This is a genomic window from Clostridium tetanomorphum, assembly GCF_017873215.1.
Lineage (GTDB): Bacteria > Bacillota > Clostridia > Clostridiales > Clostridiaceae > Clostridium_AO > Clostridium_AO tetanomorphum.
Window position 1 is genome coordinate 35,321 of sequence record NZ_JAGGKA010000022.1, and the last position, 13,116, is coordinate 48,436.

Consider the following 13,116-nt stretch of genomic DNA (forward strand, 5'->3'; position numbering starts at 1 on the left):
ATAACATCTCCCTTTTATTTTATACTTACCAGGAAAGCTTTCCTTATTTTTATTTTAACTGACGCATCTATAGTTTTTCTAAAGTAATTATAAACAAATTCTAAACTTTTAGAAAGAGGTTATAGCATACATTATATATACTATAACCTCTCATATGAAATAATCCAAGAATAAGTTGTTAAAAATATATGCGTTTGTTAAAAATTATTTCTTAATTCCTGTATAAACAAAGATAGCATCTCTTAGAAATTCTGCCATTCCGGGTTGTTTCTTATTATAATATACTTTAAATCTTTCATCATCAACATACATTTGTGCAATACCAGCATGAGTTTCTTTGCTGTAACTATCCCAATAAAAGCTTATCCATTGTCGATGTAAATCTGCAACCTTTTGGGCTAACTCACCAGATGGATTAGAAGTTTTGAAAGCTAATTGAAGATTTTCCATAATTTCATCTTCAAGTTTAGTAATTTTTTTATATTCTTCTTTGGTCATATTTTTTAGCTTTTTATTTGATCTATTAATAGCTTCATTACCATATTTTTTTCGTATTTCTTCTCCATACTTTTTCTCGTTATTTTCGATAAGCCTTTGTTTAAAGCCTTCAAACTTTTCTTTATCACTCATTATAATTCTCCCTTCCATCGTTGTAATTGTTTTATCAACATTTTCAATTAATAAATCCAATTGTAATCTTTTTTCAAGAAGCTTATGACGATGTTCTTTCAGTGCTTTTGCTCTATCAAAATAAGGTGATGTTACAATCTGTTTAATACTTTCTAAATTTACACCTAATTCTTTATAGAAAAGTATTTGTTGCAATTTATTAACCTCATTTTCACCATAAATGCGATATCCTGATGAATTGATCCTTGCCGGCTTAAGGATTCCAATTTCATCATAATATCTAAGTGTCCTTGTACTAACTCCTGCTATGCGAGCTAGCTTCTGCACTGTATATTCCATATCCTCACCTCCTGATAATATAACTATAAACTTTTACGTAGCGTTAATGTCAATATATATTCCTAAAGGTTATTTTTCTGCCACTACACATATTGTTTTACTTTCTTTTGAAAGCCTCTCCCCTGCTACATCATTATAAAAATCACATTTTTCAAAGCCGGCTTTTACAATTTCATTGTTCAAACTTTCTTTAGTAAAACAATGGTTCCATAGATAATAAGCTGAAACTTTTTCTTTTGTAATAACTACTATGTGATCTAGCATAGTATCATTTTCATATTTATAGAAACCATTGAAGCATATATGCTTTTCATTATTCCAAAATCCGGGCTCTTCATATACTTCCCAAGAAGTTTCTTCATTACGATGGGTGAAATTATATGGAGTAAATGCATCTATAATCAGTTTACCTCCTTTTTTCAATGCTTTATATGCTTTTCTTAAAAGCGTCATTCTATCAATATCAGATAGAACTCCAAAATCACAATAAATTAAAATAATAATGTCAAACTGATTTTCATATGTAATTGAAAGGTAATTCTGATAAATATAATCTATCTGAGTTGCTGTTTTATTAGCAATATTTTTTGCATAATTAATTGACCTTTTAGAATAATCAATTCCTGTGACTTTATATTCTTTCTCTGCTAATCGTTGTGTATATAGTCCAGGTCCACATCCTAAATCAAGAAGATTTCTGTATTGCTCTGGAGGAGCAATTTTGTAAATCCATTGAACTGATTTCTCTATAAATTTATGTTTCCGACTAGCTCCCTCAAAATCCGGATTTAAATGGGCTGCTAACATTTGTTTTGATATATATTCATCATCCCAAAACTTCGTGCTGCTTGGTGCATAGCTTGGGGGTTTCTTCAAATATTCATATAATTTATAAAACATTTCTTCTACTCCTTCTTTCTAATGATTAAAAATATATAATTAATTCTATTCTTAATTGTAATTTATGTAAACTATCAAACAATTTATTTAATAGACCAACCTCTTTAGTAGTGTTAGTATAATACTGTAGACACATACAACTCTAGCCTTTAAAATATAAGATAGAACTTACTATAGATAGTTTTTTCAAAATATATTAATTGAGGTGCTAATATGAATAAAATAGATATGAAACCTGTTAAAAGTAAAAAAGCATATTTTCAAATAATTGAAACTTTTATTCATTTAATAATGGATAACCAACTTGAATATGGAGACAGATTATATAATGAAGCAGAATTAATGGAAATTCTAAATGTGAGCCGTCCAACTTTGCGTGAAGCCTTGCGAGTTATGGAATTTTTAGGAATAGTCAATGTATCTCCACGAAAGGGCATTGTTATTAGTGACCCTAAAAATAATAACTATTATTTACCACTAACCTATATTTTAGCTTTTGAAAAAACAAGTAATACAGATCTTTTTGAACTTAGAATGTCCATAGAGTTAGAGATGGTTGGCCTTGCTGCATCTAGAGCAACAGAACAAGATTTTGCTGAGTTAAAAAGAGTATCTGATGAGCTTGTTAATCTACCTAGAGGAGATATAAAAAACTTTACTAGATTAGATCAATTATTTCATATTACGATTTTAAACTGTGCCAAAAATGAATTATGTTCTAAATTAATGAATACTCTTAATACATTAATTTATGATCAATTAGAACAAATACATAGGGCTTTAACAAACAATGACAGAAATAATACCATAGAAAAACATCGTGCTATATATGAGGCGCTTATAAGTAGAAATGAACAAATGGCAAGAAAGGCAATGAGAGATCATTTAGAACATGCTTATGGTGTTACTAAACAACTTCCAAGCATTTTTTATAATACCTTTGAATCAAAATAAACAGAATTCTTAGGAGTTTTACTCCTTAGAAGTCGTTATCCTTTAGGGGAATTCGTTATCCAAGGACTTAGCCGCTCTCTACTCCCACTTTAAAGAAGATGGCATTATTAGAGCGGGTAGCCATCGGATAAATCATTTATACTATTCTCTAAAGCAAATTCAATAACACATAATTTAAATCACCCCATAAAAAGGTAGGAACATATTAAAATATATTGTCCCACCTTTTTATTTTGATATGTTTCATTAACTTTTCATTGAAGAAGTATTTTATATATAGGGATTATAAATAGACTTAATATAGTAGTTACAGTAATCATAATAGCTGCATATTGATAATCTGCATCATAAGCTTTAGATACTATAGCAGTATTAGTCATTACTGGCATAGCTGCTTGAATAATAAATACCTTTTTCATAAGTTCAGGTAAAGGAAAAAGCTTACATAATAATAATACTAATAAAGGTGATATTACGAATCTTCCTAATAAAATGCCTAAATTATCTTTATCAAATCCTATTCCTTTTAAATCTATATAGTACATTGTATTACCTATAAATAGCATAGACAATGGTGTAGTTAAATTACCTAAATACTTACAAGTATCCATTATAAACTTAGGTACAGGAATGACTAAAAGTATTAATATTATAGCTACTATAAATCCCATCAACGGAGGTGAAAATATTCTCTTTATAGTATTTACTGATAGAAATCCCTGAGTTTCACCTTTTCCATCTTTACTTATTTCAAAAACCCCTATAGTCCAAAAGAAAGTAGTATTAGCTATATAATATAGCAAAACATAAGGAATACTTTCTGAGCCAAATAGCGCTAAATTAACTGGCAATCCAATAAATATAGTATTGGATACGAAGAACATAGATAAAAAAGAGCCTCGTCTCTTTGGAGTAATATTAAAAACTTTTATAAATATTTTACCTAATAAATAAGTACAAGCTATAGATAAAAAGGGAACTATAAGTCCTCTTCCCAAACTTAAAAGCTTTGCCCTATCAAAATCTGACATAAGGTTATTAATCATCAACGCTGGTAGTGACACATTTATAACAATTTTTGAGAACAACTTAGCTCCAGACTTATCTATCCATCCTTTTTCAGTCAGAATATATCCAATAGCTATCATTATAATAATACTAAATATACTACCAAAAGCATGAAGAAGTTCCACGAAACATCCTCCTTTCAATAATAGAGAAGTGTATTACTATTATGAAAAAGTATTATGCATTCCTTTAAATTAACAGAAGATAATTAATTCTTAAATTCTACTAACCCTAAAAGTTACTTGCTTTCTTATTCACAAACTTTGTAGCAATAATATGTGAATCAAGTCCCAGAATATTTTTAACAATTACTTGATTGATTTTTACAGGTGCATTAATTTCTAACTTTTTAATTTGTTCCATAACATCGAATATCTTTTCCTTTGGAATAGCCTTTGTTGTTCTTACACTAACCAATGGTATCTCACCATTATTTACTTTAACTAAAGATGCAATAGTTCTTTTAGGATTTTGTATTTCTTGTGTCACATATTCTTCTCCTCTTTTACACAAAGCCCCACTTATGTTTTTTATACTCTTTTCTTCCCATTCTACAGATAATTCGCATCCATTAGGGCAAATTATACATGTAATCTGTTTATTCATTGAGCAACCACCACCTTAATATTTTCTTTACTAATAAGTTCTTGCTTTTTTAATATTATGTGTATCATTTCTGCTGGATTTAATTTTTTTAATTTCTCTACTTTAATAACTTCTTGACCTTGCTTAATTTCTATTACTCCGTCTCTTGAAGGTCTACTTACCCTTAAATATATCTCTACATCTTTTTCTCCACTTATCTTTTGTGGGACTACATTATTAATAGTCTTATCTGTTGTTATCAAAATTTTATTTTCATTTTGTTTTTCTTCTTTTATATATTTTGCTGCTGACTCTGCAAGTTTTTCTCCTTCGTTGGATACAAAATCTACTAAATCATGTACATGAAGAACATTTCCTGCAGCATAAATTCCTTCAACAGTTGTCTGTAAATTTTCGTCTACAATTGGGCCCTTTGTTCTTTCATCTAATTTTACTCCAGCTTTAAGTGATAATTCATTTTCAGGAATAAGTCCAACAGATAGTATCAAGGTATCACATTTATATTCCTTTTCTGTTCCCTTGATCGGTTGTCCATTTTCATCTACTTCACTTACAGTTACTGCCTCTAATCTTCCTTTTCCTTTGATATTTGTTACAGTATGACTTAAAAATAAAGGAATGTCATAGTCATTTAAACACTGTTGTATATTTCTAGGTAGTCCACTAGGATACGGCAACTTTTCTATTACTGCAAGTACCTCTGCTCCCTCAAGTGTCATTCTTCTTGCCATTATAAGTCCTATATCTCCAGAGCCTAGTACAACTACTTTTTTTCCTACCATAATATTTTTTAAATTCATATAGCTTTGAGCTACACCTGCTGTAAATACGCCTGCTGGTCTAGTACCAGGTATACTAATAGCGCCTCTTGTTCTTTCCCTACATCCCATTGTTAGCACTACTACTTTGGCTTGATATTTCCTTAGTCCTTCTTTTGTAGCTATTGTAATTTCCTTATTGTTTGTAAGGTTTATTACAGTAGCATTTGTTTGTATTTCAATATTTTCTTTCACTACCTTTTCTATAAATCTATTTGCATATTCTGGCCCGCTCAGTGCCTCATTAAATCTTACTAATCCAAATCCATCATGGATGCATTGTCTTAATATTCCACCGGGTTTCTTTTCTCTTTCCAATATTAAAATGTCGTCTATTCCTTTTTCTTTTAGTTTTAAAGCTGCTGCAAGTCCAGCTGGACCTGCTCCAATAATAACCGCATCTTTTAATATTGCTTCCATTATCTCACCCTCCCTAAAAACATTTTTCCATTCTTTCTTAAGTAGGTTATTTCGTCCACTTTTTTATTTTTTTCTTTCATAATCATTTCTGTAATTCTAGTCTGACAATATCCTCCCTGACATCTTCCCATCATAGATCTTGTCCTGTACTTAATTCCAGTCACTGTGTCTACTCCTAATGGATTATTTATTGCCTCCATAATTTCTGCTTTTGTAACTGTCTCACATCTACAAATAATTTCTCCATAATCAGGATTTTCTTTTATAAGTTCAGCTTGCTTTTCCTCAGATTGCTCCGAAAATTTTAATATGCCTTTTCTTATAGGATTGAAATCTTTATTTTCTTTTAAATCTTCCTTATTTTTAATCTTATATAATACATATCTTGCAATTGGAACTGCTGAAGTTAATCCTGGAGATTCGATTCCAATTAAATTAATCATATTTGATGCTTCTTCTCTTTCTTCAATTGCAAAATCTGCATATCCACCTTTTTCTTTACTCACTAGTTTAGGTCTAATACCTGAGAAATTTCTAATAAAATGCTCCCTTTTTATTTGAGGTAATATTTTTCTTCCTTCTTTTACAAGCATGTCCATAACTTCTTCAGTAGCTGAATAGTTATCGTTTTCATCAATATATTGAGCACTTGGTCCAATAAATATATTCCCATAAATAGAAGGGGTAAGATGTATTCCAAGTCCTCCCTCTTTTTTATTTGGAACTGGATATGCTGGAATTTCAAGAAATTCCCCCGCCTTTTTATCTAAAATAAAATATTCTCCCCTACATGGATATATGGTATAGTCTGCAATACCAACCATTCTTGCTATTTTATCAGAATTTAATCCTGCACTATTAATTAGCCACCTAGTACGATAAGTTTCTTTATTTTTTGTAGTTACTTCGTAATATCCTTCTTTTCTTTGGATACCAGTTACTTCTCTACCAAAATAAAAATCCACGCCATTTTCACAAGCATTTTCTGCTAAAGCTATTGTATATATAAATGGATCTAATATTCCTGTCATAGGTGAATATAATGCTGCTTTTCCTTCTACATTAGGTGCTAATTCTTTAATTCTTTCTCTAGATACAATTTCTAGTCCTGGAACACCATTTTTGTCTCCCTGTTCCTTTAATGCTTTAAGTCCTTCTATATCCTCATCTGTAAATCCAGTTACTAGTTTCCCTAGCCTTTTAAAAGGAATATGGAGTTCTTCTGCTACTTTGTCAAAGCCTAAATTACCTTCTACACAAAACTTTGCCATAAGTGTTCCTGGTTTATTATTAAAACCTGCATGAAGAACTCCACTATTCCTACCACTAGTCTCACATACCACATCTAATTCTTTTTCTAATACACCTATTTTTAATTCATACCTTGAAATCTCTCTTGCAATTGCACTACCAACTACCCCTGAGCCAATAACCATTATGTCATATAATTTTTGCATTTTCTTCACCTCTTCTTATATTCTTAAAATTTTTATACCATAGCCAACATCAGCCACACTCTCTACCTTCAAAATGAAAGATATATAAGCTGTTAATCTTTAGCAACTTAAATTCCTATGCTATTAAGTTAATTTAGTATACTCAATTAACTTAATATTATTTTAACTTCTTAGGAATATTTTGTCAATATAATTTTCTAAATATTTAAATAATTGCAAATATCTTTTTACCTTTAATTGATCAATGCATTTAAACATCTTATAGATAAATAAAAAAATAGGTTATGGCATGTACTTACACCATAATCTATTCATTATTATTCATAAATATTAAAATTTTCATTCTTAAATTAAACATTATCTTATGATATTATAGCTATGCTCCTCTTTTCTTAGTAAAGCCCATAAGATCCATTTGTAGCATGAAAATATCTCTTGCAGTAAGATTATTTAGCGAACCATTCATAAAGTATTTCTCTCAAGCTACCTTAACATCATCTCTTCTAACGTCTTCTCCCCATATTATAGTTGGAACTCCATCTCCAGTATGATCTCTTGCTTCACATGGAGTTGAGTGGTCAGCTGTAAAACTTACATAGCATTTTGATTTATCTATATTGTCTAATATATATTCAACCATCTTATCTATCTTTTCTATAACCTCAACTTTCTTTAGAGGTAGGTTATCATGTCCTGCAAGGTCTGTTGCCTTAATATGAATAATAACCCAATCATATCCTTTATTTATATACTCTACTGCCTTTCTACCTTTTTTATCCATTCTCGTATCAAAGTTTGCAGTAAAATCTTCTTCAGTATACTTTTCCATTCCTGCTAAATTTGCAATTCCATATACTGTTTTATCCCCAGCTATACATACTACTTTAATTCCAAATTTTTCCGTTATCTTCGGCATAAATTTCTTTTGTCCAACACCTCTAGTTAAAATTACATTTGCAGGTTTTTCTCCATCTTCAATTCTCTTTAGATTAATTGGATGATCTTTTAATATTTTATTGGATTTCACTGTAAATTCAAGAAGATTTTTTGCTGTTTTCTTGATTCTACTATCATTTTCATTTATTGCTACTGGTCTTACTAATTCTTCCCCTTCGCATGCCGTCCCTGGATCAGTACAAATCATTTCTTTTCCTAATCCTTCTCCTCTTAATACAACAGCTACTCTATGATCAGTTAATTCCTTAACTAAAACTTCTGTTCCATCTTCTAATATCATTCCATTTAATGACTTTGCTAATAAATCTGTATCTTTTCTAATACGACCTGCTCTTCTATCAATAACAATATTATTATCATCTATGGTTCCGAAGTTGCCTCTAAAAGCAACATCTCCATCTTTAATCTCTATTCCAGCACTCATGGCTTCAAGAGGTCCTCTGCCTGGATAAACTTCATCGCTATCATATCCAAATATCTCAAGGTGACCTACATCAGTACCAACTCTTATGCCTGGTAATTTTGGATATACATTGCCACACATACCATCAGCAGCTAACCTATTTAAATTTGGAGTATTTGCTTTTTCAAGTGGAGTTAATCCATTTAACTCTTTGTTCGGTCTGTCTCCTAGACCATCTGATATTATTAATATACCTTGTCTTTTTCTCAAATTAATTCACCCTCTTAATATCTTATTAGTTTTTTAAACTTATTTTCTTTAATTTTTCTTCTTTAGCCTTTTGTAATAAATCTTTATTCTTAATCATAAATAATGTTGAAATTACAATTGCCAATAACCAAACTATATAATTAAAATTTTTATTTTTGTCATACACATTAATTGAAAATTTTATTTCATCTCCACTTTTAATTTTCCCAAAAACATAACTTCCAAATGTTTCTCCATCTTTTTCAAAAATCCTATATTTCTTTTCAGGATCGAATTCAACTACATTTAAAAGTTCATATCCCTTAGGAGCTGCTAGGCTAACTGTGTAATTTTCAATATTTAAAGGTGAAGCATTCCTTCCTTTAAAGTCAATTAACTTTACATTTTGTGGAAATGTATTCCCTATCTTAGCTTTTTTTTCTATATAAGTTTCTTCTTGTGTAATTTCAAGAAAAAGCTTAACTTCTTTATTCTTTTCTTTGAAGTTTAATGAATTATATTCTATGTCACCATTTTTTATAAGATTAATATTCCCATTTTGTGTTCCCTCTTCTACGGTAATTTTATTTATTGTGCCATTTTTATGAGATGGAAAATATATATTACCTCTAGAGTCTGTTATAGCTTTTATACTTTCTTTTATATTGGCGTTTTTTCCATCTTTAGTTATTACATCATCTATAGATACTAATTTGGCTTCTTTATCTGCTGCAAAAGCTGACCCTAATGATAGAAATATTAAAGTTAATGCTAATAATATAGTCATTAATTTCTTCATATAATTTTACCTCCTAAACTATTCCTAATACTTTAAACCAAGTAAATGAAGCAACCATTAAAATTCCCCATTTTACTACTAATACAAGCAATCCATAAATTAATTCTTGTAGTACTGTAAAGTATCCAGTGTTGTAATATATAAGATTGACCTTACTACTTGGTGGTAAAGTAATTGTATCTGCAATAGTTAATGCTGCTGGCAATGCAAGAGCAACTGGATTATATCCTGCTGTTTTTGCTATCGTTATTATTGTTGGTATAAGTATTATTGTTCTTACTGTTTTTGATGTGAATACTAAGTGACTAAAACTTGAAATAAACATTATTACTGCAAATAATACATAAAAGCTTAAATTCTCAATTCCTAATGAAGTAAATATACTATTAAGTACCCATGATGCAACCCCTGTATCATTTAATGCAACTCCACCTGCATATGCTCCACATGCAAATATTAATAAGTTCCATGATATCTTAGCTTCTTTCCACTTTAATATTCCTATATAAGGCATGAAAAACAATGCTGTTGATAATATTGCAACCATAACTAAACTTAATCTAAACCCAAATACTTTAAGTTGTCCCTTATCTAATGCCCACATAGCAACTGTGATAGTAAATATAATAAGTGCTTTTTTCTCCATTATTGACATTTTTCCAAGATTATTATATTGATCTTTAAGTTTTTTCATATCTTCTTCAGTAGCTTTTTTATTTTGTACTTTAAATAATGATTCACCTATAAAAAATGAAGCTATTAATGTAAGTATAGTTATTGGAGCTGATGCCATAAACCATTCACCCCATGAAATCTCATGACCTGAAAGGTCTCTTATAAAGCTAACCGCAAGTATTTGTGATGATGTGGCTGTTAATATAGCAGCTGTCGATAAGTTATTTGACTGAATTCCTTGTAATGCTAATAGTCTACCAAAGTTATTTTTAGGATCATCTAAATTAACATGAAAGGCTTCTATTACTAACATTACTATTGGAAACATCATAGCTGCACGAGCTGTTGTTGATGGAACAACAAAAGCTATTAGAAAGTTTGTTACCATAAGTAATGCTAATATATTATTAGTGCTCTTTCCAAATTTATTAATAAGAAATAGTGCTAATCTTTTAGCAAGTCCACTTTTCTCCATGCCAGACGCTATTATAAAAGCCGCAAAAGTTAACCAAATAACTTCATATCCTAAAACCCCCATAACATGAGTTTCATCCCAAGCACCTGTTAAAGGTAATAAAACTATCGTAAGTAATGCTGTTACATAATTAGGTATACTATTTGTTATCCATAATGTTAATGCAAATAAAAATACCCCCATTGCCATTTTTCCTGAATAAGAAAGACCATTTGGCGTTGGCATTGTAAAAATTATTGCAAATAATACTAATGCGATTGTTAAGCCAAAAAACTGCATTCTTATTTCAAAAGCACTTTTTTGCTTTTTTATACTTACCTCTTTTTCTGAAATTCTTTTCATCTGAAGATTTAACTTGTGAAACTATTGACGAAGACCCTATAGTATTATTCGTAGGTAAGAATCATCCTTGGGCAAAAAGAAAAGCCATAAAAATAAGTGCTTTAAAGAATACTAATTTTTTAATATCCAATCCAAAAACTTCAATAATTAACTATATTGAATCATTAGGATCTTTTAAATTTAATCCAGAAAAAATTTATACAATTGGTAATATAGAGGCTATAAAACAAGCAGTTATTTCACGTATAGGAGTATCTATTTTATCTTATCACTCTATTAGAAATGAACTTAATTATGGACTAATTAAAACTGTTCCATTTAAAGAAAATATAAAAATGACTAGAAAAATTTATCTTATAAAAAATAAAGAACATAAATATTCTCTAGCTGAAGAAGTATTTGTTAGTTTTTTAAAAAATTCTTTAAACCAATAGAAAATCTATAATTTAATACTTATTTTATGTACGATTATATCTTTATTTTATTGGTTTCACACTACCTAAAGTGTATACAACAGTAATAAATTCCAGTAATGCTAAAACTATTACTGGAATTTTCATTCTAAATCTTCGATATAATATTATATTACTTGATTAATATAATATTATATTTTACACTATGCTATATTAATTAAATTATCAGGGGGTATGATTTTGAAAAATAATTTATTCTTATTTAGTATAATAGTTTTATTTAGTGGATTTCTTCTTATGGGAATTAGTAATGCATCATATAGATGGAGAGCTTTTAGAAATAAACCAGCATGGAATGGAAGTACACTACCTCTACTAATCATAGGTCTTCTGCTTTCTATAATCGGATTAATATTAGTATACATATTTTATCCATTCAAATAATGATTGGACATACAGTGTCTGGCACCGTATGTCCACTGTTCACTATACACGTTTTTTTCTAGTTTGTTTATCATTGTACATTCTTTCATCTGCAATTTTTATTAAATCTTCAAGGGTTTTGCCATCATCAGGAAATAATGAATATCCTAAACTTATTCCTGTGTTTTTTCCTGGAAAAATTTCATGAACTGATTGTTTTATTTCAATTACAGTTTCCTCAACTTTTTCTATATCTTCATATTCTAAAATTATAACGAACTCATCTCCACCTATTCTTCCAATATACCCCTTTTCACCTATTGCATCCACAATAATTTTAGCAGTACTTGTAATATACTTATCTCCCTGTAGATGGCCATATTTATCATTAATCTTTTTCATTTCATCAAGATCACAAATAACAACATAAAATGGACTATTTCCCTTAGAAATCGTATTGTATATCTTTTCCATACCTTTTCTGTTAAGTAAGCTTGTCATAGAATCCTTTAGAGCTAGTTCTTCAAATTTCTCTATTACTTCTTTTGTATAATTACTCCACAAAATTACACCTATTATGTAAAAAATCGCTCCCAATGTAAAGCATGCTCTCATAAGTATATATGTAAATTTAGTACTAATTACAGGGGAGATCATATCTAAAAATGTAGCAGTTGTAATCAATAATAATCCCATAAATAATATTCTAAATGTATAAGTTTTTAATTGCCATTTTTGTCTTGTAAAAAGTGATAATCTTATCATATAAAAAAGAAATATTACAACAAACAAAAATACAATTATTTTTTCAATATCCCACATAAAAATCCCCCCACATATTTAAATATTCATTCAATTATTATGGCTTATACGGATTTATATATTCTTCAAAATTCTAAATTTTCCTTCTCATTTCACGTTTATATTACAATATGTATCTATATTCATCATAATTATATAAAAACTAACATTGATTTTATTATATATATTAAATGTTAAAATATCATATTATGTTTTGTAAATGAATTTCTGGCTCCAACATAGCCTAACTTATATATTGTTTATTAAATTAAAATATATATTTAATATTCCTAATAAAATTAATATATTTAATTATTTAATTTATTTTGTTAAGTAAATATATAGTTATACTTTTTATAATGCATGTACACTGAAAATTATCAATGT

At 29.1% G+C, this 13,116-nt stretch carries 13 protein-coding genes; 3 read left to right on the forward strand and 10 right to left on the reverse strand.

All coding sequences use genetic code 11. From position 1 onward, the window contains the following. Positions 1 to 204 precede the first annotated feature (204 nt). Together J2Z24_RS17530 and J2Z24_RS17535 are read right to left on the reverse strand one after the other, a co-directional pair. A complete protein-coding gene (locus tag J2Z24_RS17530; RefSeq protein ID WP_035148344.1) occupies positions 205 to 969 on the reverse strand; it encodes a MerR family transcriptional regulator in 765 nt (254 codons plus the stop codon). A gap of 69 nt (positions 970 to 1,038) precedes the next feature. Then, positions 1,039 to 1,869: a class I SAM-dependent methyltransferase gene (locus tag J2Z24_RS17535; RefSeq protein ID WP_035148342.1), complete on the reverse strand. Its 831-nt coding sequence runs from the start codon at positions 1,867 to 1,869 to the stop codon at positions 1,039 to 1,041. 213 nt (positions 1,870 to 2,082) lie between these two features. Between J2Z24_RS17535 and J2Z24_RS17540 the strand changes: the two genes are divergently transcribed. Further along, the gene (locus J2Z24_RS17540) at positions 2,083 to 2,823 is read left to right on the forward strand and encodes a FadR/GntR family transcriptional regulator (protein ID WP_035148341.1); all 741 of its coding nucleotides are present in this window, start codon (positions 2,083 to 2,085) and stop codon (positions 2,821 to 2,823) included. A gap of 254 nt (positions 2,824 to 3,077) precedes the next feature. Here the strand turns inward: J2Z24_RS17540 and J2Z24_RS17545 are convergent, their stop codons facing one another. The 7 genes from J2Z24_RS17545 to J2Z24_RS17575 form a co-directional block, all read right to left on the reverse strand. Then, positions 3,078 to 4,016, reverse strand: coding sequence for an AEC family transporter (locus tag J2Z24_RS17545; protein WP_035148339.1), 939 nt, complete (start codon positions 4,014 to 4,016; stop codon positions 3,078 to 3,080). Positions 4,017 to 4,122: 106 nt separating this feature from the next. Continuing rightward, on the reverse strand, positions 4,123 to 4,497 hold the full coding sequence (locus J2Z24_RS17550) for a DUF1667 domain-containing protein (protein WP_035148338.1): 375 nt from the start codon (positions 4,495 to 4,497) through the stop codon (positions 4,123 to 4,125). After that, the gene (locus J2Z24_RS17555) at positions 4,494 to 5,735 is read right to left on the reverse strand and encodes an NAD(P)/FAD-dependent oxidoreductase (RefSeq protein ID WP_035148336.1); all 1,242 of its coding nucleotides are present in this window, start codon (positions 5,733 to 5,735) and stop codon (positions 4,494 to 4,496) included. The genes J2Z24_RS17550 and J2Z24_RS17555 overlap by 4 nt, the downstream gene beginning before the upstream one ends. Continuing rightward, positions 5,735 to 7,192 (reverse strand): NAD(P)/FAD-dependent oxidoreductase, encoded by a 1,458-nt coding sequence (locus J2Z24_RS17560; protein ID WP_035148335.1) that lies wholly within the window; start codon positions 7,190 to 7,192, stop codon positions 5,735 to 5,737. Before J2Z24_RS17560 ends, J2Z24_RS17555 begins: the two co-directional genes overlap by 1 nt. A 478-nt stretch (positions 7,193 to 7,670) precedes the next feature. Beyond that, entirely contained in the window at positions 7,671 to 8,822 is a 1,152-nt protein-coding gene (gene apgM, locus J2Z24_RS17565; protein ID WP_241392987.1) for a 2,3-bisphosphoglycerate-independent phosphoglycerate mutase, read from the reverse strand. A 25-nt stretch (positions 8,823 to 8,847) separates the two neighbouring features. Then, entirely contained in the window at positions 8,848 to 9,600 is a 753-nt protein-coding gene (locus J2Z24_RS17570; RefSeq protein WP_051593290.1) for a hypothetical protein, read from the reverse strand. A 13-nt stretch (positions 9,601 to 9,613) separates the two neighbouring features. Further along, complete coding sequence (locus tag J2Z24_RS17575; RefSeq protein WP_035148334.1) at positions 9,614 to 11,092, reverse strand: SLC13 family permease; 1,479 nt, start codon at positions 11,090 to 11,092, stop codon at positions 9,614 to 9,616. Here J2Z24_RS17575 and J2Z24_RS17580 point away from each other — a divergent pair. Both J2Z24_RS17580 and J2Z24_RS17585 read left to right on the forward strand, forming a co-directional pair. Continuing rightward, a complete protein-coding gene (locus J2Z24_RS17580) occupies positions 11,002 to 11,526 on the forward strand; it encodes a LysR substrate-binding domain-containing protein (RefSeq protein WP_085059069.1) in 525 nt (174 codons plus the stop codon). The genes J2Z24_RS17575 and J2Z24_RS17580 overlap by 91 nt on opposite strands. Positions 11,527 to 11,739: 213 nt before the next feature. Further along, a complete protein-coding gene (locus J2Z24_RS17585) occupies positions 11,740 to 11,949 on the forward strand; it encodes a hypothetical protein (protein ID WP_241392989.1) in 210 nt (69 codons plus the stop codon). 42 nt (positions 11,950 to 11,991) lie between these two features. On the opposite strand, the gene J2Z24_RS17590 is transcribed toward J2Z24_RS17585, so the two are convergent. After that, on the reverse strand, positions 11,992 to 12,750 hold the full coding sequence (locus tag J2Z24_RS17590; RefSeq protein ID WP_035148331.1) for a GGDEF domain-containing protein: 759 nt from the start codon (positions 12,748 to 12,750) through the stop codon (positions 11,992 to 11,994). Between the last annotated feature and the right edge of the window lie 366 nt (positions 12,751 to 13,116).

What these genes read in the sequence shown, in the direction of transcription:
- J2Z24_RS17550 (WP_035148338.1), bottom strand. Translation starts at nt 4,497, where the DNA reads ATGAATAAACAGATTACATGTATAATTTGCCCTAATGGATGCGAATTA.
- J2Z24_RS17530 (WP_035148344.1), bottom strand. Translation starts at nt 969, where the DNA reads ATGGAATATACAGTGCAGAAGCTAGCTCGCATAGCAGGAGTTAGTACA.
- J2Z24_RS17580 (WP_085059069.1), top strand. Translation starts at nt 11,002, where the DNA reads ATGCGATTGTTAAGCCAAAAAACTGCATTCTTATTTCAAAAGCACTTT.
- J2Z24_RS17560 (WP_035148335.1), bottom strand. Translation starts at nt 7,192, where the DNA reads ATGCAAAAATTATATGACATAATGGTTATTGGCTCAGGGGTAGTTGGT.
- J2Z24_RS17540 (WP_035148341.1), top strand. Translation starts at nt 2,083, where the DNA reads ATGAATAAAATAGATATGAAACCTGTTAAAAGTAAAAAAGCATATTTT.
- J2Z24_RS17590 (WP_035148331.1), bottom strand. Translation starts at nt 12,750, where the DNA reads ATGTGGGATATTGAAAAAATAATTGTATTTTTGTTTGTTGTAATATTT.
- J2Z24_RS17570 (WP_051593290.1), bottom strand. Translation starts at nt 9,600, where the DNA reads ATGAAGAAATTAATGACTATATTATTAGCATTAACTTTAATATTTCTA.
- J2Z24_RS17535 (WP_035148342.1), bottom strand. Translation starts at nt 1,869, where the DNA reads ATGTTTTATAAATTATATGAATATTTGAAGAAACCCCCAAGCTATGCA.
- J2Z24_RS17555 (WP_035148336.1), bottom strand. Translation starts at nt 5,735, where the DNA reads ATGGAAGCAATATTAAAAGATGCGGTTATTATTGGAGCAGGTCCAGCT.
- J2Z24_RS17585 (WP_241392989.1), top strand. Translation starts at nt 11,740, where the DNA reads ATGATTTTGAAAAATAATTTATTCTTATTTAGTATAATAGTTTTATTT.
- J2Z24_RS17575 (WP_035148334.1), bottom strand. Translation starts at nt 11,092, where the DNA reads ATGAAAAGAATTTCAGAAAAAGAGGTAAGTATAAAAAAGCAAAAAAGT.